The organism is Pseudomonas chlororaphis subsp. piscium (assembly GCF_003850345.1).
In the GTDB taxonomy this organism is placed as follows: domain Bacteria; phylum Pseudomonadota; class Gammaproteobacteria; order Pseudomonadales; family Pseudomonadaceae; genus Aquipseudomonas; species Aquipseudomonas piscium.
This window is the reverse complement of sequence record NZ_CP027707.1, coordinates 1,372,903-1,398,384: the sequence shown is the minus strand read 5'-3', so window position 1 is coordinate 1,398,384 and position 25,482 is coordinate 1,372,903. Positions and strand designations below refer to the sequence as shown.

At 62.6% G+C, this 25,482-nt stretch carries 31 protein-coding genes; all 31 read right to left on the bottom strand.

The window, feature by feature from the left end; translation table 11 throughout:
- Positions 1–40 precede the first annotated feature (40 nt).
- The gene (locus C4K38_RS06360; RefSeq protein ID WP_053277681.1) at positions 41–541 is read right to left on the bottom strand and encodes a CinA family protein; all 501 of its coding nucleotides are present in this window, start codon (positions 539–541) and stop codon (positions 41–43) included.
- Positions 542–623: 82 nt separating this feature from the next.
- A complete protein-coding gene (locus tag C4K38_RS06355; RefSeq protein WP_053277680.1) occupies positions 624–1,160 on the bottom strand; it encodes a lysis system spanin subunit in 537 nt (178 codons plus the stop codon).
- A complete protein-coding gene (locus C4K38_RS06350; RefSeq protein WP_053277679.1) occupies positions 1,142–1,705 on the bottom strand; it encodes a glycoside hydrolase family 19 protein in 564 nt (187 codons plus the stop codon). The genes C4K38_RS06355 and C4K38_RS06350 overlap by 19 nt, the downstream gene beginning before the upstream one ends.
- Positions 1,706–1,726: 21 nt before the next feature.
- Positions 1,727–2,329, bottom strand: a complete 603-nt coding sequence (locus C4K38_RS06345) for a tail fiber assembly protein (protein WP_053278326.1) — start codon at positions 2,327–2,329, stop codon at positions 1,727–1,729.
- Positions 2,330–2,336: 7 nt separating this feature from the next.
- Positions 2,337–3,419 carry a phage tail protein gene (locus C4K38_RS06340; protein WP_081001440.1) on the bottom strand — a complete coding sequence of 361 codons (1,083 nt, stop codon included), beginning with the start codon at positions 3,417–3,419 and terminating at the stop codon, positions 2,337–2,339.
- 394 nt (positions 3,420–3,813) lie between these two features.
- A complete protein-coding gene (locus C4K38_RS06335; RefSeq protein ID WP_231998565.1) occupies positions 3,814–4,284 on the bottom strand; it encodes a tail fiber assembly protein in 471 nt (156 codons plus the stop codon).
- 1 nt (position 4,285) lies between these two features.
- Positions 4,286–5,836 carry a hypothetical protein gene (locus tag C4K38_RS06330; RefSeq protein ID WP_053277678.1) on the bottom strand — a complete coding sequence of 517 codons (1,551 nt, stop codon included), beginning with the start codon at positions 5,834–5,836 and terminating at the stop codon, positions 4,286–4,288.
- A gap of 380 nt (positions 5,837–6,216) precedes the next feature.
- Positions 6,217–6,858, bottom strand: a complete 642-nt coding sequence (locus C4K38_RS06320; RefSeq protein WP_081001439.1) for a hypothetical protein — start codon at positions 6,856–6,858, stop codon at positions 6,217–6,219.
- A gap of 4 nt (positions 6,859–6,862) precedes the next feature.
- On the bottom strand, positions 6,863–7,717 hold the full coding sequence (locus tag C4K38_RS06315; RefSeq protein ID WP_053277677.1) for a glycine-rich domain-containing protein: 855 nt from the start codon (positions 7,715–7,717) through the stop codon (positions 6,863–6,865).
- A gap of 11 nt (positions 7,718–7,728) precedes the next feature.
- Positions 7,729–8,328, bottom strand: a complete 600-nt coding sequence (locus C4K38_RS06310; protein WP_053277676.1) for a YmfQ family protein — start codon at positions 8,326–8,328, stop codon at positions 7,729–7,731.
- Positions 8,316–9,356 (bottom strand): baseplate J/gp47 family protein, encoded by a 1,041-nt coding sequence (locus C4K38_RS06305; RefSeq protein ID WP_053277675.1) that lies wholly within the window; start codon positions 9,354–9,356, stop codon positions 8,316–8,318. The genes C4K38_RS06310 and C4K38_RS06305 overlap by 13 nt, the downstream gene beginning before the upstream one ends.
- On the bottom strand, positions 9,346–9,744 hold the full coding sequence (locus tag C4K38_RS06300; RefSeq protein WP_053277674.1) for a phage GP46 family protein: 399 nt from the start codon (positions 9,742–9,744) through the stop codon (positions 9,346–9,348). The genes C4K38_RS06305 and C4K38_RS06300 overlap by 11 nt, the downstream gene beginning before the upstream one ends.
- Positions 9,744–10,253, bottom strand: coding sequence for a phage baseplate assembly protein V (locus C4K38_RS06295; protein ID WP_025806669.1), 510 nt, complete (start codon positions 10,251–10,253; stop codon positions 9,744–9,746). The genes C4K38_RS06300 and C4K38_RS06295 overlap by 1 nt, the downstream gene beginning before the upstream one ends.
- Positions 10,254–10,317: 64 nt before the next feature.
- The gene (locus C4K38_RS06290) at positions 10,318–11,358 is read right to left on the bottom strand and encodes a phage baseplate assembly protein (RefSeq protein ID WP_053277673.1); all 1,041 of its coding nucleotides are present in this window, start codon (positions 11,356–11,358) and stop codon (positions 10,318–10,320) included.
- A gap of 3 nt (positions 11,359–11,361) precedes the next feature.
- The gene (locus C4K38_RS06285) at positions 11,362–12,600 is read right to left on the bottom strand and encodes a DNA circularization protein (protein ID WP_053277672.1); all 1,239 of its coding nucleotides are present in this window, start codon (positions 12,598–12,600) and stop codon (positions 11,362–11,364) included.
- Entirely contained in the window at positions 12,587–14,539 is a 1,953-nt protein-coding gene (locus tag C4K38_RS06280; RefSeq protein ID WP_081001438.1) for a phage tail protein, read from the bottom strand. The genes C4K38_RS06285 and C4K38_RS06280 overlap by 14 nt, the downstream gene beginning before the upstream one ends.
- Before the next feature lie 130 nt (positions 14,540–14,669).
- The gene (locus C4K38_RS06275; RefSeq protein ID WP_007923972.1) at positions 14,670–14,966 is read right to left on the bottom strand and encodes a phage tail assembly protein; all 297 of its coding nucleotides are present in this window, start codon (positions 14,964–14,966) and stop codon (positions 14,670–14,672) included.
- Positions 14,963–15,310: a phage tail tube protein gene (locus C4K38_RS06270; protein WP_007923973.1), complete on the bottom strand. Its 348-nt coding sequence runs from the start codon at positions 15,308–15,310 to the stop codon at positions 14,963–14,965. Before C4K38_RS06270 ends, C4K38_RS06275 begins: the two co-directional genes overlap by 4 nt.
- Positions 15,311–15,376: 66 nt before the next feature.
- Entirely contained in the window at positions 15,377–16,873 is a 1,497-nt protein-coding gene (locus C4K38_RS06265) for a phage tail sheath subtilisin-like domain-containing protein (RefSeq protein WP_053277671.1), read from the bottom strand.
- Positions 16,873–17,055, bottom strand: a complete 183-nt coding sequence (locus C4K38_RS06260; protein WP_053277670.1) for a DUF2635 domain-containing protein — start codon at positions 17,053–17,055, stop codon at positions 16,873–16,875. Before C4K38_RS06260 ends, C4K38_RS06265 begins: the two co-directional genes overlap by 1 nt.
- The gene (locus C4K38_RS06255; RefSeq protein WP_053277669.1) at positions 17,052–17,636 is read right to left on the bottom strand and encodes a phage tail terminator protein; all 585 of its coding nucleotides are present in this window, start codon (positions 17,634–17,636) and stop codon (positions 17,052–17,054) included. The genes C4K38_RS06260 and C4K38_RS06255 overlap by 4 nt, the downstream gene beginning before the upstream one ends.
- A gap of 141 nt (positions 17,637–17,777) precedes the next feature.
- Entirely contained in the window at positions 17,778–18,794 is a 1,017-nt protein-coding gene (locus tag C4K38_RS06250; protein ID WP_053277668.1) for a phage tail protein, read from the bottom strand.
- A 9-nt stretch (positions 18,795–18,803) separates the two neighbouring features.
- The gene (locus C4K38_RS06245; protein WP_009042420.1) at positions 18,804–19,016 is read right to left on the bottom strand and encodes a tail protein X; all 213 of its coding nucleotides are present in this window, start codon (positions 19,014–19,016) and stop codon (positions 18,804–18,806) included.
- Positions 19,009–19,392, bottom strand: a complete 384-nt coding sequence (locus C4K38_RS06240; protein WP_016702001.1) for a phage tail protein — start codon at positions 19,390–19,392, stop codon at positions 19,009–19,011. The genes C4K38_RS06245 and C4K38_RS06240 overlap by 8 nt, the downstream gene beginning before the upstream one ends.
- Positions 19,392–21,599: a phage tail tape measure protein gene (locus tag C4K38_RS06235; protein ID WP_053277667.1), complete on the bottom strand. Its 2,208-nt coding sequence runs from the start codon at positions 21,597–21,599 to the stop codon at positions 19,392–19,394. Before C4K38_RS06235 ends, C4K38_RS06240 begins: the two co-directional genes overlap by 1 nt.
- Positions 21,600–21,727: 128 nt before the next feature.
- Positions 21,728–22,339 (bottom strand): phage tail assembly protein, encoded by a 612-nt coding sequence (locus tag C4K38_RS06230; RefSeq protein ID WP_016701995.1) that lies wholly within the window; start codon positions 22,337–22,339, stop codon positions 21,728–21,730.
- A gap of 126 nt (positions 22,340–22,465) precedes the next feature.
- Complete coding sequence (locus C4K38_RS06225) at positions 22,466–22,972, bottom strand: phage major tail tube protein (RefSeq protein ID WP_038581734.1); 507 nt, start codon at positions 22,970–22,972, stop codon at positions 22,466–22,468.
- On the bottom strand, positions 22,972–24,138 hold the full coding sequence (locus C4K38_RS06220; RefSeq protein WP_016701993.1) for a phage tail sheath protein: 1,167 nt from the start codon (positions 24,136–24,138) through the stop codon (positions 22,972–22,974). The genes C4K38_RS06225 and C4K38_RS06220 overlap by 1 nt, the downstream gene beginning before the upstream one ends.
- A 2-nt stretch (positions 24,139–24,140) precedes the next feature.
- Entirely contained in the window at positions 24,141–24,362 is a 222-nt protein-coding gene (locus C4K38_RS06215) for a hypothetical protein (RefSeq protein ID WP_053277666.1), read from the bottom strand.
- 87 nt (positions 24,363–24,449) lie between these two features.
- Positions 24,450–24,686 (bottom strand): tail fiber assembly protein, encoded by a 237-nt coding sequence (locus tag C4K38_RS06210; RefSeq protein WP_028681841.1) that lies wholly within the window; start codon positions 24,684–24,686, stop codon positions 24,450–24,452.
- An 11-nt stretch (positions 24,687–24,697) separates the two neighbouring features.
- Positions 24,698–25,450 carry a hypothetical protein gene (locus tag C4K38_RS06205; protein ID WP_053277665.1) on the bottom strand — a complete coding sequence of 251 codons (753 nt, stop codon included), beginning with the start codon at positions 25,448–25,450 and terminating at the stop codon, positions 24,698–24,700.
- Positions 25,451–25,482 lie beyond the last annotated feature (32 nt).

The window sequence follows — 25,482 nt, the reverse complement described above, 5'->3', positions numbered from 1 at the left end:
TATAAGTAGCCAGTATTATTCCACAGCGTTCGTGGATCGCCTACCCCTGTTTTGAGATTTCTGCCGCGGCATGTTGCAGCAAGCCCTCTAGCGCGGCCTTCACCGTTTGTCGGCGGACTTCGTCCCGATTCCCGGCGAAGTGTCGGCACTCGGTCGTTACCGCCTCTCCGACGCCCCAGGCCAGCCATACGGTGCCCACCGGCTTCTGCGGCGAACCGCCATCCGGGCCGGCCACCCCGCTGACCGCCACGGCATAACGCGCCCTGCTTTTGCCCTGCGCGCCCCGCACCATCGCCTCGACCACCTCGCGGCTGACCGCGCCGACGGAAGCGAAAAGTACTTCCGGCACCCCCAGTTGCTGGGTCTTCTGCCGATTGGAGTAGGTCACATAACCCGCCTCGAACCAGGCCGAACTCCCGGGAATGCGGGTGATGGCCTCGGCAATCCCGCCACCGGTGCAGGACTCGGCGGTGGTGACGTGGGTATTCAGAACCTGCAAGCGTCTGCCAAGTTCAGCGGCAAGCTGGGTGATTTCGTTCACGGTCCTCTCCTGATCGGGTTGGCGGAGGTCTTACCGTACACGAGCGATACGCGCTTGCAAGGCAGGGAGCGGATCAAAATGTTTAGCGGCCCAGCGCCCTGACATAGGCCTGACACGCCTGCAGGGCGATCAGTCCCTGGTCGCCGGCATCGGTGATGGCGACAATTCGTTGAGCATGCGCCGGGTCAAGTCGGGCTCGCGGGGCTCCATGAACCAGGCCGCCGGTGGCGGGGGTGGCAGGCACTGTGCAGCCGGCGGCGCTGTCATGGGCGTCGAGGAGGACTGACAGGCGCAGATCAGCAGTGGCAAGACGGTCGCGCAGGCGACCTTGATCACGTTGTGCATCGCTCAGGGCTCGGTAATGGGTTTGATCGCTGGCTTGTAGCTGTCGCTCCAGGGCCAGGCGTTTGTCCTGCTCGCCCCGCTGCCGGGCAGCGGCCGCCAGGTTCAGCTGATTCAGCGCGTCATCGTGCAGCCTGGCCTGCTCCGCCATCTGCCGACCAAAGCGCCAATCCTGAACCTGCCAGGCCAGTATCCCGGCAACGCCGGCCACCACGGCCAGCAACACGACGACAGCCATTGCCCGGTAAGACAGAGGCATCAGGCCGAAGGCTGGCATAACACCTCCCGCGCCCGCGCCCAGAGCTGCAGACGATCCTCCAGCCCGTTCAAGCCGCCGTTGATGCGCCGGGTGATGCTGTTGAACTGGTCGCGGTCGGCCAGCTCGTTAAGGCCGTTCTGCTGCCAGAACCAGGCGGCAGACTCGGCGGCCCATTGCGGCTGTTCCAGCAATTGCGGCAACGCCAGCAAACGCTCGTCGCCGAACAGGCCGAGGCTGCATTGCCGGTAGTTGTTGCGACCGGTGACCTGGATCAGACCCCGGCCCCGGTATTTCTGGCCGTCGCCATCGGCCTCCGGGGTATTGCCCAGACGGGCCGCCAGGCTGCCGGTGTCGTATTTGCTCAGGTACTGGTCATTGCCCAGCTCCCGCACATAACGCAACTGCCCCGACTCATGGCCAACCTGCGCGAGGAACGCGGCCATGCGCTTGGGTGTGTTGATATAGCGGTGCGCCATGGCGGTGTTAAGCGCAGAAACAAAAACGCCCGCTTGGGAGCGGGCGTTGGGCATGATCTTGAGGAGTTGTCCCTCGGTCACAGACATTAGTCTCTCCCTGACTTGGGTTCATTTACTACGGAAGAAGGAGCGCAGTGTTTTCAGCGGGCCGCGGGGGGCCTCAAGGTTGAGCACTGGCCACTCAACTTCAAACGGATAGCCCGGCTGCTGCTCGATACGGTTCAAGGCAACGCAATAGCGTTTCCACTCCAGCAAGGCGGATTGTTCCTCGGACGAGGCCTCTCCCAGCTCAAGGGCATATTGAAGTGGGGCTATGCGTAACGACGCTTCACGTAAACGACTATCGCGCTCCGCCTGGGCGTTTTTGCTCTCAGCAGCAGATTTCGCCACTTCATCCAGCTTCCAGTCACCCTCTACCCATATAAAGTGCTTACCCGGCCAAGGCTTGTCGGTAAAACCAACAGGTAACTCCCCGAGTTCTGTCCATTGCGTCAATGTGCCCGTTTGCATGTGGTAGATCGCGCCGCGCCGATCAGGCAACTGTATTGGAGCATTATCTATCCACGCCCATACGCAACCACTTTCAGGCTCCGGAAGCTCATGAGGCAGCTCCACCGCGTTACTCGGTAACTGCACTCCGAGACCGGGAATCGATGGAAACGTCACCGGCCCCACTAAGGCTTGTACTTGATTGATTAAATAATTAGCCATAAATATCTCAAATAAGCTTGATTCGCCCCGGATAGGCAATATTTCGAGGGCGAGCAACGCCACTGTGATTCATCAACTCCAAATCCGGTAGTTGTGTTACACCCGCCTGATCCGGCCAGATGTATTTAACGGTACATCCCGGATATGCAGCCAAATAGCCAATATCGAAGCCCAGTTGCTTCCTCTGGTTAAGCATGTCGGAGGCAAATATGATGTTATTTCCGATGCCATTGTCCCCATGCACCAGGGACCCCGCCTGCCATGAACCTGGAGTACGACCGGAATCGACTGTATTGTCCTCGGACCAGACCCGCAGAAACTCACCACGCGCCTCGGGTGTCCGGAAAGTAGTAGCCCCATCCCCGGGAGACCAAGCCCCAGCGCGATCACTTTCAGGACGTAACATTCCAGACTGCTGGGCGTGATCCCACAACCAGGGCCATTCCGTGCGCTTCAGGGTTGATCCATTCAAGGCACCATACCCACCAGGGGCCAGAACCACCGTAGTTTCAAATACAGGTCGTCCCAGAGCGGTGCCATCAAATCGTCCGACCGGCCACCAACTACCGCTCCCATCACTGCGTAAATGCCACCAGTCACCAGCCCCCATAAGCACCAGGAAGGGATAACCGGCAGAACGCAAATGAGTGTGGAACTTGATGTTGTCAGTCCCCGAACATTGCACGACCAAGCGGTTGCCGCTGTTGTCCACGCGACGCACAACAACGTCACGCACACCTAAACCTGCGTTGCTGGGAGGAAGCGTTATCGACACCGTATCTGCCGCACCATTGATGAGTAACAAACCCAGTTCGTCAGACCCCAGCGATCTGGAAACTGCAATATTTTTCACGACTGAAAGCATCGGGCTTGCTTTACCAACAATAACTTGCAATGCCTTCAGCAACTGAGCGTTATCGTTCTCATTCGGTGCTATTCCTGCGCTTTTTACTACCGACAGTATCTCTTGAGTTACACCATTGCCCCATGCTGCAGGAATCAATGATCCTGGAACACCAGAAATGGCATTTTCATCGATAAATCGGCCATCTACCAAGCCAACACTTGGAACACTATTCGGATAATCCATTATTTAACCTTCTGCCTCGAATATGACTGATATTACCCAGACAACTCCCCTCCGCCAGAACTGGTACGCATGAAACATGCTTCAACCCAGCAATACCATCGGACAAGAACGAATCAACCAGTACATCTGGGTAGAAAGTCCAGAAATCATTCAAATAAAAATACTAATATCCCGGCAACCACTCGGGTGGCGCTGGACGACTTTCTGGATTTGGAAAAACTGGGAGTGGGGCCAGTCACGTAAAGACTGAATACAATTCAGAAACTCATAAAGCTGAGCCTCGGGATGCGTTGTATTTCGATTAATCAGCTATTCATCAATATGGCATTCGCAAAGCGGGTTCAGTAATCAGCATGGATGAAAGTCCTCCAACGCAAACGCCTGCAGGCTGACCTTACTCACCGGGAGCCTCGGGCCACTCGACAACCGTTGGAAACCCTTCTTGCTCCTGCACCCGCGACAGCAGCACCCGGTACTTTTTCCAGGCACTCAGAGAGACCTTCTTGGTGGCCAAGGCTGCGATTTCCTTATCCGTGGCAATTTCAAGTTCCACGGAGTCTTGCAAGATATTCACGTCGACCTGCAATTTCTCGATCACGGAGTTGGCGACAGCCGTCAGCTCGGCGCGTTGTAGCAGCATATTGCCCTTAATCATATCCACCCCCGGCTCGGCGATATCACCAAATTCCAAAGCCACTGCACGATCAAATAAGTCCCGACCATGAGATTCCGGGTCATTTGGAGAGGCGGTAAATATGATTTCGCCAAGAGAGTCCTTGGTATCTTCAAATGTCACATACAGGTTAAGCGTTGTATGTGCCACGTCATTCCAGCAAGGTGTGTGAGCACTTAGTACTTTCATCATCTCAAGAAACCCTCAAGCATAGAGTTGTAGAATCGGAGCTCGCGCCGTCTGTATTTCTGACCCCACCCATAATTCGCCAAGTGCCAGCAGGTGCGCCGCCCCAGTCATTGCCATCCGAAGCGGCGTACCTGCAATTCACACCCGCCACGAGAGAGCTAGGCCCTATACCACCACCGCCGCCAAGAAGCAGGAGCGCATAGGAGCCAACCGCGCCCGTACCGGCCGTGGCCTGCGCAGCTACCGCCTTCCAGTTACCAATATGGTCGGTCCAGATAGCCCCAAGATCGGTAGCATCGACTTGCGCCTTGAGACCCGAGCCGTCGGACCAGCCCAGCATTACCACATTAGAAGTCTGACCATTCCCCCCACCCTGGCGTACCGGAGTAAAACCAAGCCGTGGCTGAAGATGATAAACGCCATTATCGGAAGCTCTTCTGAAGTAAGGGTAGTTCGGATCGTTACTTGCAAAGCCGGCATAGGTAATCGCATCCCTTAGAACGCGCTCACCTAAAAGCGAATCAACTTTAGCCGCTGTGTATGCGTCGGCAATGCCATACCCACCCAAAGTAGTCGCAGCCCTGGCCAGCCCCACATACTCGTTATTATTTTTATTGCGCATATAAGGAGCTGCCGAGTTACCGCTGGCAAAACCGGCAATAGAGCAAGCATCGGAACTGATCTTGGCATCCAGCAACGCATTGGCCGCTGTTTTGCTGTACACCTCGGAAACATCGGCCTTTTTGGCAGGGTCGAAGTTTCTCGAACACCACAGGTTGCCAAAGTTGGTGGCATCGACCTGGATAAGAACGTTCTGCCCATCCCAACCGATATAAACAGCGTTGGTTAATTGGGTACCGATCCCACCTTGCTTGACGAAGGCATTGTTCGCCGCCGTTTTGCTGTAAGCGTCAGTAATCGCATAACCGTCCAGGGTGGTCGGATTCGATCCCGACGTGACTTGGCCGCGTGCATTGACCGCTACTTTCCGATACTCCCCGGCAGCCACACCGGTGGCCCCGGCCATCAGTTCGAAAACCAAAGGCGTGGCACCGACGGTAATCGGCCCAGGAGTGGTCATTTGCCAGATACGCGACTTGTTAACCTGACCTTCATCCGTCCCGACAATAAAGTTAGAGGTCACCTGATAATCCAGCGCCGCATCCGGTGCTCGTGACCAGGAATCGGCCGAAACGATATAAAGCCCGTTCTGCGCCGCATTAGCCTGGTCCTTGACCAGCACACGATCGGCGACCGTGAGCTGCACGCCATCGATGGCTTGCAGACCGCTCAAGGCAACGGAGCCCGTGGTGGCAACACGCACGGAGTCCTTGAAATCTCGGGCAGCGAAACTCTGGATCGCCTGTAGCAACTGAGTGGTCGATGCCTCGTCGGGGACCAGACCGGCCGATTTGATGACGTTCAGGATCTCCTGGGTAACCGCATTGCCCCAGATAGCGGGAATCAATGATCCCGGGGTACCTGCCACCGGATTTTCGTCGACAAACTTCCCATTCAGCAGCCCGACACCGGGCACGCTCTTTGGATAATCCATTGCTCTATTCTCTAGTCATGATTGATGTTCACCAGCCCATGGGCCGGAGCACTGTGTTGAATCAGGTATTGCAGAGCACTGCCAGTGCCTGTCACGAAGCGCTGGGGCCGAAACGGCGGCCCGGCGACAGCTATCCGCCGGCGTTGAGGGGGCAAGTGAATTGCGCCCCAGGTACCGAAATGATCGAGCGCCCCATGCGAGGCGCATGGAGCCCGATAACAGAAGCGCTCGGATAACCCAGGCTGCGGGCAATTTCGACGAAGTACGCCGTGCTCTGATTGCCTATGGCGAGCAGACGCCGCGCCAACTGAAACTCACAGAACCGCTGGCCGCCTGGGTGGTCTTGGACGGCTGCTTGAAACGCAACACGGCGATCCAGATCAGTCGCTGGCAACCTTGCGAATCGCCTCAATCGCCGCCTCGCAGACGTCTTTCGCAGCCTCCTGCTTGCCCTTGCCGGCCTGAGCCCGGATGCGCTCTTTTGCCTGCAACCGCAGCGTGCGAAGTGTGAGCAGCTTGCTGTTGAGCTCGGCTGCCTTGTCGAGAATCTGGTCGGCCGCATCCTTGGCGGTACGACCTTTCACCACCCAGGCGCTTACCGCGAGGGGCACCGCCTTTTTCGGGTACCCGGCCTCCTTGAATGCCTGGGCGTCGCTGGCGGCCTGGGCATACTCCATGGCACGCAGCGGGTCACCGCCGATCACCTGCCGGGCGGTGTCAGCCTCCGCGTCCACTCGCAGGCAAAGTTGCTCCATCTCCTGTTCGGCGATTGCCGCGGCCTTCAGGGAGTCCAACGACCACTGGCTACCGTCCCAGTGGTGAGCGGCAGAGGGTGGAGGGACATCGACCCGAGTCAGCTCGCCATCCAGCACGAAATGCAGCGCGTCTTTGTGCTTCCATTGCTCGGCAGTGACCGGCAGCACCTTCATGGCCGGAGCAGGCGCGGCATAGGCAAACTGATCGAGGTCCTGCCAATCGATGACCATTCCCGATGTCACGCAATAAAGAATTTGTTTGCTCATGTTTTCACCACTCGATCAGCATGAAGCCGGGTGCCCCATTGCCACCTGGCTGGGCAAGACCGGCACCCGCGATGTAATAGCCACCCGCGCCGCTACCACCCGCGCCATAGCCGTAGGCGGGCTTGCCCGCGTACCCGGAAGTTGTGCCGGATCTGGAGATGCCCCCACCCGCACCATACGGACCACTTGCCCCCGGACCACCAATGCCGGCGACAGTGTTGGGTGAAACATCCGTGGCATCACCTCCCGCAGGAAAACCCGGTCCGCCCGGAGCACCAGGGACATAGCCGGAGAGATTGATCCCAGGGGCAGCTCCGTTCCCGCCAGACAGCGACAGCAGGGAGCCGGCTGTACCGACCAATGTATTTCCCCCACTGGTCGCCAATACCGCGCCATTGCCACCCACCCCGGCCGCCCCGATCACCACGGGAATGACCTGCCCCGGCGTCACGGTGACAGGAAAGCGGATAACCGGCTGCCCGGCACCGCCTCCACCGCCACCGGAAGACGTCGCACTCGTGCCTCCCGGGCAGGCGCCGCCGCCACCCCCACCCGCACACCCACTGAGCCAGATCTTCGTCACACCCTCCGGCACGGTGAAGCTGCCATTGGCGGTGAAGCGCTGAATGCCGAGCCCCGCGCTCTTGCGGCTGATGCTGCGGATCGCGCTCAGCAGTTGCGTCAGGTTCGCCTCGCTGGGCGTCAGGTCAGCCGCCGTGATCACGGCCAGCAGTTCCTGGGTCACCCCGTTGCCCCAGTCCGCCGGAATCAGCGATCCCGGCGTACCGGTCAGCGGGTTCTCATCGACGAACCTGCCATTGACCAACCCCGCACTGGGCACACTCTTCGGATAATCCATCGGTCTATCCCCTAGTCATAATTGATGTGCACCCGCGTATGGGCCGGAGCACTGCGGTGGATCTGGCACTCCAGGGCCGAGCCCGGGTTCATGCCGAAGCGTTCGCCCCAGTAGCTGGCGTTGAAACGCCGGCCCAGGAGCAGTCGCCCACCGGTATTGAGCGTCCACATGAATTGCGCCTGCCAGGTGCCGAAATGCGCTTCACCAAACCGTGCGCGACCCATGCGGGGGGCTTCGTGCTCGGTGATGGTGGCGTTCGGATAACCCTGGCTGCGGGCGATCTCGACGTAGTAGGCGAGCGCCTGGCTGCCGACGGCCAGCAGCCGCCGGCGCACGGCCAGGCGGCGGTCGTCGAACAGCGGGGTCGCACCCAGGCAGGGATCGGGCAGGTTCATCACCCGCTCCCAATCCGGTACCAGCTCGCTGGCGCCCGCCGGGTCCATTTCGTTGAGCAGGTCGGCGGCGCGGGCGTCGAGGCGGGCCAGTTCCTGGGAGATGCCTTCGAGCACCTCCTCGAGTTCCGGCACCCGCTCCGGGTCCCAGGCCGGGCCGCTGGGCAGCAGGCTGCGCAGCTGGCTCTGGTACTGCGCGGCGGTTCTTACTCCAGCCATACGCAACCTCCGAACGTCAGCAACTGGTTACTGGCGGCGGGGACATCCGCGGCCGGTGCGCTGAGCCGGTGATCGTTCTCGCCGGCGGCACTGCTGATGGCCTCGCGGATATGGCTGATCAGCAAGGTGTCGCCCAGGCCGGCCTCGCGGTTGTGCAGATCGCGCAACTGGGCCTCGACCGCCGCGCGTACCGCGCTGGTGTCCGGCGACAGCCGCAGGCTGTAGGTCACGGGCGACTGCTGCGGCGCCAGCACATGCAATTCGGCCGTCACCGGGCGCAGCGGTTCGATGTAGGCCTTTACCTCCGCCAGTTGCTCGGCATTCGGGATAGGTTGCGCATCGTCGTCGCGCATCACGAACAGCCCCACGGTGCCCGGCCCCAGGTAGCTGCCACGGCACCAGGCGCGGGTAATCCCCGGGCACTCCAGCGCCCAGGTTTCATAGTCCTGGGCCGAGCCGCCGTGAGGGATAATGCGGTAGGAGCGAATCACCCGCGCGCGCAGCGATTCCAGGCTTTCCGCGGCGACGCCGCCGCTCAGGCCGGGGGCGAGCACGGTGAAGCTGTTGCCGATGCCCTGGATCGGTTGCACCGGGATCAGCTCCAGGCCGGCCTCGGCATTGCCCAGGGTGCCGGCGTCGAGGGCCTGGACGGTGGTGCTGTTGTTGCCGGCGCTGGTGGTGCGGGCGGCGGTGACTTTGTAGGTGCGGCCGTCACTGGCCTGCAGCAGGGTATCGACGTCCAGCACCGCGCCTGCGGCGGCGCTGAAGCTCACCGAACCGCTGGCCGCCTGGGCGGCCTTGCGCGGCTGGTTGAGACGCAGCGCGGCGATGCGCTCCAGGGTCGACTCATCGGCCTTGTCCGGCAGGATCTGATCGGCGATCCAGTCCAGGTAACCGTAGAGGCCATAGGCGGCGCCACCGAGGGTGCGGGCCAGCACTTGCGCATCGGACTGGCGCAGCGCATCGCTGGCCAGGTCGCTTTGGGTGCGCTTGATCAGCACCGGCAGCGAAGGGGTATCAAAGGGCATAGGTCACCTGCCAACTGTTATCGGGGTTGATGTCCAGGCGTTCACCGTTGGCCAGGACCAGCGTCGTGCGCAGGTTCAGGCGCTGGTCGTCGAGACGTTCGCTGATGATCTCGACCGCGCTGCAATGGCCATCGTCGATCAGCCATTGCAGGGCTTCGCGGGCATAGAACTCGGCGTCGAGCTGGGTCTGGCGGGTGAGCTTGACCCGACGCAGCAGCCACAGCCGCGAGCCGATGCAGTCGTCGGCCACGGTGGGAAAACTGTCGCCCCACCAGCCGAAGCGCTCCTCGTCGTCCAGCGGGTCGTCGTCCGCCGCGCGGCGCCAGGTGAACAGGCTGATCAGTACGGAACGGGTCAGTGCGCGGTGCAGGTCTTGGCTGATAAACATCATTGGCCTCCCGCCGGCGCGCCGGTCTGCCCGCTACCCGACTGCACGCCGCCATGCACGTGCTTGATCTGGCTGATGCCGCCAGCGACCTGATCGCCCTGGGAGACGATCTTGCCGGTCTGGGTCAGGGTCGGGGTGTCGATGTGCACCGCGCTGCTGGCGCGGATATTGAGGGTGGCGGTCTCGATGTCGATGATTCGCCCGCGCTTGAAATGAATCTTGTCGCCTTCGTCGGTGTAGATCGCCACTTCGCCGGGGGCCAGGGCCTTGAGGCGGAAGCGGCGATCGGCGACCACCAGCACGACGGCATGGGAGCGGTCGCCGCCCAGAAAGGTGGCGATGCCTTCGGCGCCGGCCAGCGGGTTGCTGGTGAAGCCGTAGGGCTCGAAGTGCTCCATGTCGTCGTTCACTTCGCCGGCGGTCAGGCGCATTTGCAGCGATTGCAGTTTGTTGGCCGAGTTGGCGAGCACGACGGTGCCGCGCGCCAACAGGCGTGTCAGTAGGCTCATGGAAATGTCCTTGGCGGCGAAGCCTGCGCTTTCTGCAGGAGCGACTCCTGCAGATAGGGCGGCATCAGGTTTTGGGTGGCACGGGGCTGGCGTCGAAGGTATGGGGCGGCGCCACCTGCAGGGTGGTGATCGAGCCCTGCTCGGAGAGCGAATAGGTGACCTTGGAAATCAGCAGGTCCTGGTCGAAACCCAGCACCGGGTCGATCACCCGCACCAGGGTGTTGTGGCGCCACAGGTCACCGTTGCTCTGGCGCCAGCCCTGCACCTTGTAGGTGCTGGTCAGGGCCTTGCCGGTGCGAATGGCGCTTTCCCAGTCGGCCCGTTGCTGGGCCAGCTCCTGGGTCAACTGCGCCGGCTCGTTGATCACCGTGACCCGCTTGCGCTTGGCCGTGCTGTCGCTGGCCACGCCCGACACTTCGCTGACCGCGGCGCCGCTTTTCTGGTCGTTGCCCTTGTGCTGGCCGATCACCCGGTATTCGGAAAACACCTGGCTGAAGTCCATCGGCGCGCTGGCCGAGAGGATATTCTTGCCCAGTTCCAGCACATCCACCGCACGCCCGCCGCTGCCCGGCCGGGCCAACAGCACCCGGCCTTCGGCGTCGTCGGTGGAGAACACCCGGAACAACGTCAGCAGACGGTCGATGGACTGGAACACGGTTTCCCCGGGCACGATGCTGTGGCTGCTCAGCCGCGTGGTTTCGGCGATCTCGCTGACCACCCCGACGCCATAGGACGCGGCCAGGGCCTGGACGATTTTCAGCAGGCTCTGTTCGCGCCATTGGCCGGGCTGGTTGATCGCCGCGCAATCCACCAGGTCCTGGGTCAGGGAACTGCCCTCGATGCTCAGGCCGATCTGCCGACCGTCATAGCTGATCGGCGCCTTGAACACATGGCCGCTGAGCAACAGGTCGGCACCGATGCGCACCTGGCACTTGGCGCCGGGACGGATGCGCTGATCCAGGGTCTGCCCCGGCCATTGCCAGGTCACGTCGAGCTTGAAGGTGCGAAACTGGCGCTCCAGGTCGGCGCTGATTTCGACGCTTTTCCAGCCGCCGTAATCCTGGCCGTCCACCGTCAACAGCACCCGGTTATCGAAGTTGCTCATGGCTCACTCCCCCGCCACTTTGACGTTGGTCGGCGGCAGGAACCCGGGATGGGCCACGCCGTTGCGCTGCTGGACTTCGGCCGCCCGGGTGGCATCGCCAAACAGCCGATAGGCGAGCACCACCGTCGGCAGGCTCTGCATCGGGTTCTTGACCACCAGCCGCACGCCGGACGAAGCCACCGCGGTGAGGTGGCCGTAGACCAGCTGGCGCAGGCCGTTGAGCACCTCGTAATGCAGGGCGTCGGCTTTTTCCGCCGCCTGCCAGATCGCCTCGTTGATCGAGTTGCGCAGCGCCAGCACCTCATCGGCCACCGGCACTTCCGCACGGGTCACCGGCTGGATCGCCTGCTTGGCCAGCGACGGCGTGCCGCTGAGCTTGACCGCCGGGGTCGCCACCGGCAGCGACGCCACGGCCTGGGCGATCCGCACCAGCACGGCGTCCTGCACCAGGTCCGCCATGGCTTGCGCCGCGGCGGTGGTGTCCTTGCCGGTGGTGAGTTTCGGCGTGTCGATCTTCTTCACCGCCTCGACCTGCTGCGAGACGTTGGCCAGCACGCCGCGATAACCGTTGCGCGCATAGTCCTTGAGGTCCTTGATGTCCCCCAGCAAGCCCTTGAACTCGGCGCTCACTTCCTTGGGCAAGTCCTTGATCGCCCGCACCAGCAGGTTGAGATCACGGTAGGTGTCGATCAGCGGCTTGAGCTCCTGCTCGATGGTCTGGTAGACCTCCTTGAGGCTGTTGCGCAGATCGGCGATGCCGATGCGCGCGGCCTTGACCAGGGTCATGGCCTCCTCGAAGCGGCGCACTGCCGAGCCGATAAGGCTGTCGGCCGACACCAGCAACAGCTGGCGGGTGTTGACCGTGGCGCTGGGGAACTGCAACGGCTGGTCGGGGTAGAACTTCAGGGTGAAAGTCACCAGGCCGCCGTCCTGACGGCTCTGGGTCATCTCGCATTCGCCGACCTTGACCTGCAGGCGCCCCAGCCACGGGTGCACCAGCTCACCACTGCCCTCCTCCAGCGCCTTGAGCAGCTTGTCGCGCTGCTCCAGGCAATCGGCGCCGACGATGAACGCCGTCAGGTCGTGGGTCCGCGCCTGCCGTCCCAGGCTCTCGTAGAACGGCAGGTCACGCTGCGGGTACTCGTGCAACTGGCCCTTGTGGCCGACCGGGGTTTTCGCCTGGTCGACCCAGAACCCGACGCCACGAAACGACGCCGGCAACAAACGATCACGCCAGCTCATTGGAACCTCCTAGCGAAAGTGAGCGGTAGCCGACACGCGACGACAGCGCCACGCCGGGCTGGTTGATTTGCGGCGCGCTGGTACGCAAGCCCGCCGGGGCGTTTTCGAAACTCACCGTCAGCCCGCCCTGCAATTGCGTGCGGTTGTTGGCCGCGCTCTGTTGCAGCAGCGAGGTGGAGCTTTGCGACAGGCTGCCGGAAAGCGCCGAAGAACCCGGCGCCGGCTGGCCACCACCAAAAAACGCCGGCGCCAGCGCGCCTTTGCCTTCGGCATTGGTTTGCCGCTGTGCCTCGGTCAGGCTTTCGACCTTGCCGGTGACGCGGGCGACGAAGCCGGCGAAACCGCCGTCGAACAGTTCCCTGATCGGTGCGATCACCGCCTGCAGCCGTTGCCACAGGCCGCTGAACCACTCGGTGATCGGCTCCCAGTTCTTGATGATCTGCCCCAGGGGCGACCACTCGAACATGCCGCGCATAAACTCGATGGCCGGCGCCGCCAGGGCTTTCAACACCTCCCAGAGGGCCGCGAACACATCGCTGATGGGCTGCCAGTTGGCGATGACCTGCCCCACGGGCGACCACTCGAACAGGGTGACAAAAAAGTCCTTGATGACCTGCGCCGCGCTTTTCAGGGTTGCCCAGATGGAGTCGAAGTAGGTGCTGATGACGCCCCAGTTGTTGATCACCATCCCCAGTGGCGAGCTGTCGAACAGCCCGATGAAGAAGGCCTTGACCCGTTGCGCCGGACCTTGCAGGCCGGCCCAGAACGAAGCGAAGTAGGCGCTGATCGCGCCCCAGTTGTTGATCACCATCCCCAGCGGCGAGCTGTCGAACAGCCCGATGAAGAAGGCCTTGAGCCGTTGCGCCGGACCTTGCAGGCCGGCCCAGAGCGAGGCGAAGAAACCGCTGATCGCTCCCCAGTTGTTGATCACCATCCCCAGCGGCGTCCAGTCGAATAGACCTTTGAGGAAGTCCATCGCCGGAACGGACAACGCCTTGAGCAACTCCCACAGCGCCGAAAACAGGCCGCTCAGGGGCGTCCAGTTTTCAATCACCAGCCCCAGCGGCGTCCAGGAAAACACGTGCTTGAAGAAGTCGACCACTGACGCGGCCATCGTCTTGAGCTGTTCCCAGAGACCGGCAAAAAAGCCGGTGATCGATCCCCAATTGGCGATCACCATTCCCAGCGGGGTCCAGCCGAAGACAGTCCTCAACCCCGCCATCAGTTGCGTGGCGGCGTCCTTGATGCCCGCCCAGAGGGTGACAAAAAACGCCGACAGCGGCTCCCAGTTGGCCACGATCAGGCCCGCCGCCACCGCGATCCCCAGGGCGATCAGGCCGATGGGCGAGGCCAGCAGGCCGCTGCTGAACAGAGTCACGGCGGACGAGGCCAGGGTCATGGCGCCGCGGATCGCAGTGAAGGCCAGGGCCCCGGCGGCGAGGCCCTGGACCAGCTGCGGGTTGCTTTCAATGACCTTCGCCACAAAGCCCAGCAGCGGCTGCACGGCGGTCACTACCGAGTTGACCGCCGGCAGCAGCGCGCTGCCGAACTTTTGCGAAATATCGTCGACGCTGTCGCTGAACGCCTTCAGGTTGGTGCCCGTCTCGCCCAGCACATCCTTGGGCGGTTCGATGCCCTGCGCCACCAGCTTGGCCCGCGCCGCCTGGTTCTCGAATTCGATGGCGGAATTGACCCCCGCCACGAAGGGCGCGGCCAGGCCACCGCCCTTTATCAGGCCGGAAAAATCCAGCCCGCCCAGGCCGCTGTCTTCGATGCTTTTCTTGAAGTTGCTGACTTTCGAACGAACCTCGCCCAGCTCGGCGTCCAGTTTCTGCATGCCTTGCATGACCACCAGCATGTTCACCGTGGTCTGCACATTGGTCACGCTCAGGCGCTGTTTGATGCTCGTCTGATTCAAGCTTTGATTGATGTTCGCCATCACTGCACCTGCTGCATCGCATTGATCCGTTGCGCGTGCTCCAGGGACTCCCGGAGCACATCCAGTGGCCTGGCCATCATCTGTTCGGGGTCAACCTTCCAGAACCAGGCCAGGTCATAGGCAACCGCGATCAGGTCGCTGATGGCTCCGATGCCGCACTCATGAAAAAACTCGCGACCGCCCAGCTCAGGGCGTTGAGGTCAGCCAGGTCCAGCTGGTTGACCGAGGACGGAGGAATGCCGGCACAGACCGCGATGTACTTGGCCGCGACGTCCATGTCGAGGCTGACTTCTTCGCTCTTGTCGATCTTGTACGGCAGCGCCTTGATCGCCCGCACTTCCTGCACCGTCGGGCGGCGCAGGGTCAGTTCGGTCAGCGGTTCGCCGTGGGCTTCGATGGCCACACGCAGCTTTACGCTATCGCTCATTGCCAGGTCCCCTTGATGCCTTCGAACTTCAGTTCGATGCTCGCGTCGTCACCCTTGGAAACCGGCTCTTCCACCAGGTAGGCGCCGGCCAGGACGTAGACCTTGCCGTTGCTGAATTCGCAGGTGACGGTCATGTCGGAACCGGCCACCAGCTGCTTGAGCGGGAAGTCCGGGGTGTGCAGCGCCGTGACCTTGAAGGACGGGGCAATGTCGGTTTCCTTGTAGAAACCCGGCACGATGGTTTCCCGTTTCACGGACATCAGCGGTGCTTCGCAGCCGCCGTTGATGGTCAGTTGAGCGCCGTCCACTTTGACGTAGCAGGTGCCCGCAATCAGTTGACCCATGGTGTTTCTCCCAAAAAATGAGCCCGCGCGAGGCGGGCTGGAAAAGCGCAGTGAAAGAGGCTCGGCTTAGGCCGCCGCGTCGTACTGCAGACGGAATTGGTTGAGCAGCGCGAACACTCGCAGGCCGTTGATGTAGTCCGGCGGGAACAGCACGTTGACCCGGCTCGGGTCCTGGCTGTCGCGCTCGACGATCAGGTGCTCGGCGAACAGCTCGGCGTTCTCCACATGGCCTTCCAGTTCCAGCTTGGCGTACTGGGCGATCAGCTCGCCGCGGATGGTGCTCGGAGTCACGATCGGCTGGCCGGCGCCGAAGCGGGTACCGTCGGCGGCCAGTTTGTGGCGCCCGTACTTGCTGGTGATCACGCTTTGCAGGCGGCGCACGATAAAGGCCGACTGGTGCATGGTTTCGCTGTCCAGGTAGGAGTTGTCGGCCTGGCCGTAGGCGTTCTTCTGGTAGGTGGTGATCGAGCGCTGGATGCGCACGTAACCGCCTTCGTAGTAGGCGGTGGCGATGCCGTAGCTGAGCAGCGACTGACGCTCGGTCAGGGTGAAACGCTCGCTGGCCGGCGCCGGATCGACACCCGGCAGGCTGCCGCTCTGGGTCGGACGGCTGGCATCGGCGGAGATGAACACCGAGGTGCGCGCGGCCAGTGCGGCGGCCTGCACCCAGAACGGTTGCGGTACGCCCGGCTCCAGGGCCTGGATGGTGATGTGCTGGTCGTTGCGGGCCTGACCGGCCGCCACCAGGGTGCCGACGGTGCCGCGCTTGGCGCTGTAGACATGACCGAACAGTTGCTTGGCCCAGGACCAGCGACCGGTGCTGTCATCCATGACGGCTTGCCAGGCGTTGAGGGTCGCGGTGTCGGTCCACGGCATGCAGATGAACTCGAAAGGTTCATCGCCCAGGGCCGCCAGGGCAGCGACCTGATCCGGCACGCCGGCACCGCCGGCCATTTTGCCGACAGTCACGCTCAGGCCGGCCGGGGTTTCTTCGCCATTGCTCTTGCCCAGGCGGTTGAGCTGCAGGCTGATGTCGTTAGCGCTATCGCCGGTCCATTTGGCGGTCAGCGTCAGGGTGCCTTCGACCGCGGCGGCGCTCACCGGCAGGTCGGCGGCGGCATTGATTTTCAGCGCCAGCGCGCTGGCGGCCTGAGCCGCGGTGGCGGCGTTGACGATGGCGGCCTGAACCCGCACACCACCGACATACAGGTTGAGCACGCCGCTTTCGCTGGCGGCGCCGGTGAACTTCAGCTCGGCCTTGGCCACGCTGCCTTCGACGTTGTGCAGCGGCAGGCACCAGATCTCACCGATCGGGTCGGTCTTGCGCCAGGTCTCGTACATGGAGGCGAGCATCGAGCCCTGACCGCCGATGCTCTTGGCCAGCGCGACGCTGGACACCAGCACCAGCTTGCCGGTTTCGGCAGGCGCCACATTGTCGTTGACCTGGGCCACGATCAGTCGGCGCATGGCCGAAGAAGCGCTATTGGCCGCCGAATTGTCCATCTCGGCGTAGAACAGCGGCACACGAATGTCCGCCGGAATATTGCTGAATCCGATCGCCATTATTTGGCTCCTTGTGGTTTGGCCGCCTTCGCAGACTTGAGGGTGATATCGCCATCGGCCAGACGCCGGCGCCACCAGGCGTTGTCGTCGACTTCACGGCCTTCGAGGGGCAGCAGGTCGCCGGCTTCGGGGTCCGGCACGGCGCGGCCCGCGGCCGGCAGCACAGTGATGCGGTTGCTCATTGCGTTACGTCTCCAGAGAAAGTCAGTTCCAGGCGCCCGTCGGGCCCCGGGTGTTTCAGGTTGGGGTCCGCCGGGTCGATGGCATCGACCCGCACCGTGACCCCGGTAAAGGACGGCAAGCCGTCCAGTTCACGCTCACGCCAGGTTTCCGCCGGCTGGCTGGCCAGGTTGCGTCCCAGCTGGAACTCGGCGAAAAAGCGCAGCTGATAGAGCAACCGCGTGGCGCTGAGCGAAACCAGCTCGCCACCGTCGTATTCGATCGGGTTGTAGTCCGCGCCCGGCTTGAACCCCACCAGCGCCCGCCACGACTCGGCACGCAGGCCTTCGAGTTGCTCCAGGGCCTGCCGGCCGTCGCTGGCGTCCAGTACCAGGGTGATCACAAAGCGGTCACGGATGGCCTGGCGGGTAGCGTTCTGCACGGTGCTCGGGCTGGCCAGATCGGCGATCGGCGTCACATGGGCACTGGGGGTGGGCAACGCGGTATTGCTTTGCAGCAGCGCGAGATCGACGCCGACGGCCACCTGATTGGCCAGGCCGGGGCAGTGATCGCGCAGTTGCGTGAGGATCGGAGTGATCTTCATGAAGAAGCTCCAAAACTGAGTGAATGGGAAACCATCAGGCGCGGCCACAACGGATCGCCCAGGCAACGGGCGCCCGGGCAACAGGACGGAGTCGTAGAAAAAAGGACGCGGGAGAACAGGATGCCGAGCAAGGCCCGGCAATTAAGGCTGCTGCTCCAGGCAGGTTGCCTCGATCATGCAGCGATAGTTTTTCTCGCGACTGCCGCTGGCAGTCACCTTGTCGATCGACCAGGTGCCCTGCATGAACGCTGGCCAGCTGTTGTCCAGCAACACCAGTCCCTCGGCCGACAGGGCCGGATCGCCGGGACAGTCGAGCTTGAGCTTGATCGCTTCGCGCTCGATCCGGCGCATCGCCCCTTGGGCTGCGCTACGGGCCTCGCCCTCCCCCGGGTAACGCTGGCGCAAGGTCTGGAAGGGGGCCTGCCCCAACTTGACCACACGCTCCTTGCCGGCCGCCGAATCCCACCAGGTGGCCTGGCAGCCCTTGTGCTTGGCCCGGCCGTTCTCATCGATGCCGGCGGAGATGAACGCCGGATCCCCCGGGCGGTTATCCCGGGTGACGCTCAAGCGCACCGGTGAAAGGATTTTCCCCGAGAGCGACTTCGCCTGCCCCCGCAGCGCCAGCACATACATCTCGTTGAGCGGTTTGGTAACGGCATCGTGCGGCCGCGCAATGCGCGTCAAGAAGCTCATGTCGGTCTCGTTGCACTGATCGACATGCGGGACAGGTATCGAGTCCAGTTCGGGCGCCACCCGGGGTGAAAAACCGTGCCGGGAGGTCAGCTGGCGAAACAGTGCGCCGAGGGTCGTGGGGCCATGACTGGCGGAGCGGCGCTGCTTGAAGCCGGTCGCGTCCGCCACCTTGAAGGGTGCTGCCGTGGCCACCAGGGTCAGGCGCGGCGGAAACAGGTTGGGCGTGCGCCGGGTGATGATGAACTCGCCACGATCCACCAGTCCCGACTCCAGATAACCCACCCGCAGTCCGACTTTCCCACCCAGCTCGGGGAGCCCTTCCAGGCCTTCGATATCGAGGGTCAGCGTGAGCTGGTCGGACTCGATACCTGCCGCATCGATGTGCGTCCAGCTGATCAGTCGTTGGTTGAGGCGCGCGGCATTGGCGCCGTAGAGCTCAATGCTCGGGGTGAATCCCAGGGTCATATGCCCTCCTTAGTCCCAGGCCGAGACCGGGGTCGCGGCAACCGGCCGGGACTCGATCTCTGGCACTATCACCCAGACACCCGCCGGCAGCACCGGGCCCTTCTCGGCCAGCAGCGGATTGAGGCGCCAGAGCGCCTCCTCGACCGCATCGTCGCAACGCCCCACCTCGCGGTAGAGCAGCAGGTTGACCGAATCGCCGGCAATACTTCGAACCCTACGCATTGACGAATTCCTCGAGGTTGATGGTCCAGTTGATTACCAGCGCGGTGCCGTCATCGATGATGGAGGTCTGCACCTCCGTCACCAGGTTGACGCGCCAGCGCCCCCAGTTGCGGCCGATGCCATCCACCAGCGGCAAGGGCACACGGGCGGCCTGCAACTCGCGCAGCTGGTCCAGGCGCGCCATGCCCGTGGCGTACATCGACTTGCCACTGATCTGCAGCGTTTCCAGCTTCTGCCCGGCCTGCTGCGATTTCGGCTTGCTGGTGATGATGTCGATACTGGCCCAGCCACCGTCCGTCTTGCGTTCAAGCCGGTCGTAGGCGAAGCCGGTGGACAAGCCGAAAATGAAATTGCCCAACGCCATCTGCTGTCGCATCACATCACTCCATCGGTCAGGGCCACATCGCGCCGTACCGCGAGCGGGTTGGTCATCATCAGAGGCATGACCTGCATCTGCATTTGCTGGATCACCATGTCCACCAGTTGCCTGGAGGTAGCCTGATCCTGGCCATAGATATTGATGACCGGGGCGAAGGTAACCTGCTGGCAGGAAGTCGAGCTGGCTGCGAGGTTCTTGCTCACTTCATCCGGCGACTTCAAGCGGTCTCCAACCTCGCCCCCCAGCCGACTGAACGCCTCGCTGCCAAGCCATCCGCCAATGGCTCCACCCACCAGCCCGCCGACAGCCGTACCGAGGATCGGCACGACGCTGCCCAGGGCCGCTCCGAGCGCGGCACCGGATGTGCTGCCGGCCCAGGCGCCACCCAGGGTCCCCAGGCCGGAACCAATGGCCTTGGGATCGCGGTTACGCACGCCCCTGAACACATTCAGGCCGGCCCTGAGCAGCTTGAGCGGTCGACTGGCCACCCCGCCGGCCACGGAGCGCAGACCGGCGAAGCTGCCGCTCAATCCGCGGCCAATGCGCGAGATCAGGCCGGCGCGCGGTGCAGCTGCAGAGCTGGTTTTTGTTGCGGACCTCGCCGTATTGGCTTGGTTCTTTTGCCTATCTTTCTTTTCTTGCCTGTCCCGTTGCCTTCGCTCTCTTCTGTTAGGGCCGCGGGTTTCACCACCGCCCGGAGGGCCGCCGCAGCAGCCTCCGCCTTCGCCAAACAGCTTGCCAATACTCGACGGCAGGCGCGGAGCCGCGAGACTCAAGAGTTTCTTCGCCACCTGGGTAAAGACTTCGTCCAGCACCGACTTGAGCAAGCGCCCCACCACCGGTGCGATGGCCGCCCCAGCCAAGGCCAGGCCGGCGGCGATCTTCGGAAACTCCGTAGCCAGGCTGCTCAAGCCATCGACCACGCCACCGATAGGCACCATCGCCCCTTCCGCCACTGGCGCGAGGGCGGAGCCGAACGCGGTGTTCATCCGGTTCAAGCGGGCATCGAAGGTATTCGCCTGGGCCGATGCGGACTGACGTACCGAGCCCTTGTCGCCCAGCTCGGAGGTGGCGTACTGCTTCTTGTCGGCGACCTGCACCAAGGCCTTTTGAACTTCAGGCAGTTGTTGCGCCAGGCGCAACGCAGCTTCATTCGCGCTGCCGAACAGGGTAGCGGCCAACGCGGAGCGCTCCCGGCTCGACACGTCGGGCGCTTGCAGCGCCTCCAGCACCTTGGTCAGACCACCTGCCCCATCCAGCTTCAGCGGGTCGATGTGCAACCGTTGCAAGGCCACTTGCTGCGCCTCGGTCTTGGGTTCGCCCTTGCCCAGCACGGCAGCGATACCTTTCAGCGCGGCCCCGGCATCGGCCTTTTGCGTGCCGGTGTTGAGCAGTGCCGCCGTCAGTGCCGCCGCCTGCTCCGGGGCCAGCCCCGCCGCCGTGGCGGCAGCGCCATGCCGTTGCAGGATCACCCCGATGTCAGCTGCCTCCGCGTCTCCCGGACGCTTGCCGAGGTGGTTGGTCGCGTCCGCCAGATCGAGGGCCTGGTTGCGATCCAGGTTCATCGAGGTGCGCCAGCCGGCCAGCATGTCCCCGGCATCCTTGCCCGGCATCTTGAACGCGGTTGCCATGAGCGCAGCATCACCGCCGAATGCCGTCAGGGTCTGCCGTCGGGACGCGCCTTTATCGTTCTCGATCCCGGCCTTGGCAGCGGCGTATTCAAGCTTCGCCAGATCGACCGCCGTGGTTCCACCCGCGGCGATGCCTGGATAACTGGCCATGCGGTAGTTGTCTTTCGCGAGTTCCTCGCGTTCATTGCCGGGGAGAGAAACCACTCTTCCCAGATCGGCCAGCGCCGCATCCATCGCCATCGCCGACTTGAACAGGTCAGGCGCTTGAAGCCCACCAGAGGCCTTGTCCGTGGCTTTGGCGCCGCTCGCCTCGGTCTTGGCGCTGCCGGAGGATGCCAGCTGCAACGGGCGTTGCGACGACAGCGTCAATTTCAACGAGTCGATGGCCGTGGTCAGCAGACGAATGTCCACGCTGGCGGTATTCAGGGCCAGGATGAAACTGATGGATGACAGGCCGGCATTTGCCGGGCTCGCCACGGCTGTGCTCCGGTCATCTGGCTGGCCGGTACCGACAGGCGCCAGCCAGGACGGCTCCATGCTGGCGTTCTTGAGCGAAAACTGATTGTTCGCCATCCCGCTCTACTCCTCTTTCACGCCAAGGCGAGTAATCGCGATGTCGTAGCGGCGCAAGGCCTTGCCAGCGTCCCACTCCAGGATTTCCGCCTCACTTACCGAGTAAATGAGCGGCACCACATCGAGAATCACTTCGATGTCGCGCTCCGAAAGAAGGCCGCCGGTTTGTTTAAAAAATCGTCGATGCGCTCTTGCAACTGCGTCCAGTCAGGCACGCTGAGCAACGCCAGGTCGGGCAGCATCAGGCCGGTGCAATGCGCGGTGATGAATTCGGCGCGTTCCTTGGTGGTCTTGAGCTTCTTCATCACCTTGGTCGCTCGCAGCGCGGGCATTTCCAGAGTCAGGGAAGTCAGGCGCTGGCCCGCCACATCGAGTGGCAACAGCAGGTTCACCTGGTCCAGGTCATCCTGCGCCGGCCCATCGTCGAGGGTATCGCTGGCCGTTTCGGACTCGACACCCTGCTGGAGGAAGTACGCAGCCGGGCGTGTCGACATGTCATGGACGTATTGAGCGATGCTCACGTAGTCCGGACGCTTGAGCTGATCGAGCTCATTGGCCGACAGTCCGGTCGCCAGCTTGGCCAGCTCGAAGAACTGATCGTCCTCGTCGTCGCCGGCGCGGGCCAGCGCTTCTTTCTGCGCGGCGTAGAACAATGGCTTGAGCTGAATCTGCGCGATCTGCGACTCGTCGTCGGCAGTGATCGGGCACAGCAGGGCATGGATCGGAGGCGTCCAGGACATGAATGAATTCCTATGTAAAAGGTAGGAGCGAGCAGGCTCGCGATAGGAGATGAACAGCGCTTGCGATGCGGGCTGTCAGGCCGTCATCGCGAGCCGCTCGTGCCTACAGAGGGGAAGTGTCGCGGGTTACGGCATCAGTACGGCGCGACGGGCGTCGCCGAGAATGTCGACGCCGCTGAGCACGAACTTCTGGGTGCGCACGTCGATGTCGATCACCGGCACGCCGTTCTCGATGCGGTTGTAGGTACGGCAGGAGAGTTCCAGGGTGGTGGTGGGTTTTTCATTCATCTTCATGGCCGTTTCGGCCAGGGATTTCAGCTTGCCGCCCACGGTGTGGTAGGTGAACCAGGTCTTGCCATCCTGATCCTGGCCCGCCTCGCGGACATTGAGCAGGATGTCGTCACCCAGCTTTACGCCCAGCGCCAGCATGATTTCCGGCCCCAGTCCCTGCAGCTTGAGGGTGGCCGTCAGCGCCTTGCCGCTCTTGGCCATTTCTTCAGCGATGAAGCGTCCACCGGTCATCGCTTCCATTTCGAATTCGATCTTCGGCGGGGTGAACTCTTCCACGGTCGCCGACAACGGCAGGCCTTGCAGGGTGGCCGCGATGGCCTGTCTTACGCGGTTGGTAAACATTAGAGAACATCCTCCAGGAACTGCTCGATGATTTCATCGCGGGCGTTGAGCTGATACACCATGTGCTCGTTCGGCGCGTAGCGGCCGTAGTCGATGACCACGTACCAGGTACCGTTCTTGTACTTCTCGACGCTGTTCAACTCGGGGTGCAGGTACACGCTGCCGCCCGGGATGGTTTCGTCGGCGACCAGGGTCTGCAGCCAGTCGTTGATGCGCTTGACCTCCTGGTCCATGAAGGACTTGGTCAGGTTCTTGGCCATGGCTTTCTGCCCGGCCTTGACCAGCTTGCGGCTGATGGCGTCTTCCAGGCCGACATAGCTGATGAACTTGCCGGTGATGGAGCGGTTACCCAGCAGCGAGAAACCGCCGAGCACGGTGCGGGCGTAGTAGCTGACGCCGTAGCGGTTGAGCAGGTCGCCCTCGGTCGAGGTGTCGAGAATGTTGTATTCCACGGTGCGCGAAACGTCTTCGGCGTAGGTTACCTGGTTGCCCGGGCTCTCCCACTGCTTGACCTTGGCCAGCGCGGCGATGGCCAGGCTCGACGGCGCCAGGAACACGTTCTTCTTGGCCGCCTTGGAGTACACGGCCGGCATGTTGTGCACCACCAGGCAGCGGTCGAAACCCAGGTCCGCGCCGCCCAGCTCCTTGCTGTAAGTCACCTGGTCGGCGACCGAGGCGTCCTTGCCATCCAGCACCACACGGGCCTTGATGCGCTTGCCGAAGGAAGCGAACTCACCGGCCACCGCCTTGGTACCGGTGAAGCCCGGCGCGCCGATGATGGTCAGGTCTTCCGGGACGCTGCCCAGGGCAGCCAGGCCGAGCTTGCGGCCGGTGGTGGCGTCGACGCCGCCGATCACGTTGTTAACGGTGTCGGCCGGGGTCGCGCCCTCTTCGACGATCACCACATAGACCGGGACCTTGACCACTTTGAGGATCTGGTACACCGCCTGGAACAGGGTGCCTGACTCGGCGCCAGTCGGGTCCAGCAGGGCCTGGGTGGTGAAACTGTTGATGCGAAATGGCGCATTGCGCGGAATCAGCGGGTCGGCCTTCGGCGCGGTGCCGACCAGACCGATGACGTTGTCACCCAGGCCACCCATGGCCTCAGGGGATTCGGTGGCATTGACGGTAATGCCGTTGTGCTCGAAGTTCAGAACCTCAGCCATGGTTATTCAGCCTTCTTGGCAGCGGCCTTCAAGGCCTTGGTGGATGGGGTGGCCAACTCGGCCTGTTGGCGCGTTTCAAGAACGCGGGTCAGCTCCAGGCGGCCGGCGGCACGTAGGGCACTGGCCTCGACATCGAGCAGTTCCAGTTGCTGGCCGACGCTCGACCAGTGGCCACCACCGGTGGGGAACGGCACCAGGACGGTGTATTGCTGGCGGATGGACATGTGCGAATTTCTCCAGACACAAAAGCGCCAAAGCCCCTCGGCGGGGCTTTGTGCAGGCGAAAAAAAACCGCTTTCGCGGTGGAGGTCTTACTTCAGGAAATCCGGCTTGACCGGCCAGGCAACCGCATCCGGATCACTGCCCTGATCGGGAATATCGCGCAGCCCCTGACGATAGGCGGCAAACGCCGGACGATTGGTCTCGTTCATGGGGTAGTCGGGCATGGCCGCGTAATCACTCGCCGCCAAGTCTTCATCGCGAGCCTTGCGAATCATTTCCCACTTGATGATCGGGTGCAGTTCAGCAGGTACAAAAGTTGGTTTCATTGTGCTTTTCCTTAACTAATAGCGAGCATGGTGCCCCAGTCGCCCGGGTCGGTGACTACGCCGGTGCAGGCACCGGCCAGCATGATTTCAATCAATCCAGTGCTCGAAGTACGCATCGGGTGCAGGTGGAAATAGGCACCGAATGCTCCGGAAGGAGAAACCACCGCGGAGCACCAACGCCATTTGCCTTTCTGCGAGCCGATGCTCCAGGCGCCACTGACCGAGCCATCAACGACACGCACGAAAGCGCCCAGGGTCAGATAAGAGTTCAATGGCACCGCGGCGGCGCCATTGGCCAGCGTCTGGTCGGTGGCATAAGGAAAGGCGAGCCAGGGACTGCTATCGGCCTCCGTCCATTTCATTTGCCAGACGTTGATCGCCCCGCGCCAGTAGTCCGTTGCCCGGATATCAAAATTGGGGAACTGCTCCCGCACGTCGGCCTGGACCTTGAGCATGAACTCAACGTCTGCTGCCGGCCGACCGACTGCTTGGGACACCGAGGTGATCGAACGCAACTTCGTCGTGGTGACCTGCCCATGAATACCCCAGCTGTCAATCAACGTCCCGGCGGTATTGGGCAACAGGGTGAAGTTCTTGGTGACCGCCAGCCGCGGCAGTCGGCTTTTCAGATCCAGAAGCTGCGCATCGTATTGCAGCCTGGCATCCGCCAGTGCCTTGTCGATCTCGCCAACCTTGCCCGTGACAGTGTTGGTCAAATTATTCGCCGCGCTTACCACCGCGGCCAGTTGCTGTTCTGTACTCAAAGTCTTAACTCCTTAGATTCCATTGATCTTGC

Excerpts from the sequence above, each read along its gene's own strand:
- C4K38_RS06350 (WP_053277679.1), bottom strand. The coding sequence starts at position 1,705 with ATGTCTGTGACCGAGGGACAACTCCTCAAGATCATGCCCAACGCCCGC.
- C4K38_RS06270 (WP_007923973.1), bottom strand. The coding sequence starts at position 15,310 with ATGGGTCAACTGATTGCGGGCACCTGCTACGTCAAAGTGGACGGCGCT.
- C4K38_RS06280 (WP_081001438.1), bottom strand. The coding sequence starts at position 14,539 with ATGGCGAACATCAATCAAAGCTTGAATCAGACGAGCATCAAACAGCGC.
- C4K38_RS06315 (WP_053277677.1), bottom strand. The coding sequence starts at position 7,717 with ATGGATTATCCGAAGAGTGTGCCCAGTGCGGGGTTGGTCAATGGCAGG.
- C4K38_RS06245 (WP_009042420.1), bottom strand. The coding sequence starts at position 19,016 with ATGCGTAGGGTTCGAAGTATTGCCGGCGATTCGGTCAACCTGCTGCTC.
- C4K38_RS06215 (WP_053277666.1), bottom strand. The coding sequence starts at position 24,362 with ATGTCCATCCGCCAGCAATACACCGTCCTGGTGCCGTTCCCCACCGGT.
- C4K38_RS06260 (WP_053277670.1), bottom strand. The coding sequence starts at position 17,055 with ATGAGCAACCGCATCACTGTGCTGCCGGCCGCGGGCCGCGCCGTGCCG.
- C4K38_RS06335 (WP_231998565.1), bottom strand. The coding sequence starts at position 4,284 with ATGATGAAAGTACTAAGTGCTCACACACCTTGCTGGAATGACGTGGCA.
- C4K38_RS06225 (WP_038581734.1), bottom strand. The coding sequence starts at position 22,972 with ATGTTTACCAACCGCGTAAGACAGGCCATCGCGGCCACCCTGCAAGGC.
- C4K38_RS06320 (WP_081001439.1), bottom strand. The coding sequence starts at position 6,858 with ATGAGCAAACAAATTCTTTATTGCGTGACATCGGGAATGGTCATCGAT.
- C4K38_RS06220 (WP_016701993.1), bottom strand. The coding sequence starts at position 24,138 with ATGGCTGAGGTTCTGAACTTCGAGCACAACGGCATTACCGTCAATGCC.
- C4K38_RS06285 (WP_053277672.1), bottom strand. The coding sequence starts at position 12,600 with ATGAGCTGGCGTGATCGTTTGTTGCCGGCGTCGTTTCGTGGCGTCGGG.
- C4K38_RS06305 (WP_053277675.1), bottom strand. The coding sequence starts at position 9,356 with ATGCCCTTTGATACCCCTTCGCTGCCGGTGCTGATCAAGCGCACCCAA.
- C4K38_RS06210 (WP_028681841.1), bottom strand. The coding sequence starts at position 24,686 with ATGAAACCAACTTTTGTACCTGCTGAACTGCACCCGATCATCAAGTGG.
- C4K38_RS06310 (WP_053277676.1), bottom strand. The coding sequence starts at position 8,328 with ATGGCTGGAGTAAGAACCGCCGCGCAGTACCAGAGCCAGCTGCGCAGC.
- C4K38_RS06240 (WP_016702001.1), bottom strand. The coding sequence starts at position 19,392 with ATGCGACAGCAGATGGCGTTGGGCAATTTCATTTTCGGCTTGTCCACC.
- C4K38_RS06265 (WP_053277671.1), bottom strand. The coding sequence starts at position 16,873 with ATGGCGATCGGATTCAGCAATATTCCGGCGGACATTCGTGTGCCGCTG.
- C4K38_RS06235 (WP_053277667.1), bottom strand. The coding sequence starts at position 21,599 with ATGGCGAACAATCAGTTTTCGCTCAAGAACGCCAGCATGGAGCCGTCC.
- C4K38_RS06300 (WP_053277674.1), bottom strand. The coding sequence starts at position 9,744 with ATGTTTATCAGCCAAGACCTGCACCGCGCACTGACCCGTTCCGTACTG.
- C4K38_RS06295 (WP_025806669.1), bottom strand. The coding sequence starts at position 10,253 with ATGAGCCTACTGACACGCCTGTTGGCGCGCGGCACCGTCGTGCTCGCC.
- C4K38_RS06340 (WP_081001440.1), bottom strand. The coding sequence starts at position 3,419 with ATGGATTATCCGAATAGTGTTCCAAGTGTTGGCTTGGTAGATGGCCGA.
- C4K38_RS06255 (WP_053277669.1), bottom strand. The coding sequence starts at position 17,636 with ATGAAGATCACTCCGATCCTCACGCAACTGCGCGATCACTGCCCCGGC.
- C4K38_RS06250 (WP_053277668.1), bottom strand. The coding sequence starts at position 18,794 with ATGACCCTGGGATTCACCCCGAGCATTGAGCTCTACGGCGCCAATGCC.
- C4K38_RS06230 (WP_016701995.1), bottom strand. The coding sequence starts at position 22,339 with ATGTCCTGGACGCCTCCGATCCATGCCCTGCTGTGCCCGATCACTGCC.
- C4K38_RS06355 (WP_053277680.1), bottom strand. The coding sequence starts at position 1,160 with ATGCCAGCCTTCGGCCTGATGCCTCTGTCTTACCGGGCAATGGCTGTC.
- C4K38_RS06290 (WP_053277673.1), bottom strand. The coding sequence starts at position 11,358 with ATGAGCAACTTCGATAACCGGGTGCTGTTGACGGTGGACGGCCAGGAT.
- C4K38_RS06275 (WP_007923972.1), bottom strand. The coding sequence starts at position 14,966 with ATGAGCGATAGCGTAAAGCTGCGTGTGGCCATCGAAGCCCACGGCGAA.
- C4K38_RS06330 (WP_053277678.1), bottom strand. The coding sequence starts at position 5,836 with ATGGATTATCCAAAGAGCGTGCCCGGTGTCGGGCTGCTGAATGGGAAG.
- C4K38_RS06345 (WP_053278326.1), bottom strand. The coding sequence starts at position 2,329 with ATGGCTAATTATTTAATCAATCAAGTACAAGCCTTAGTGGGGCCGGTG.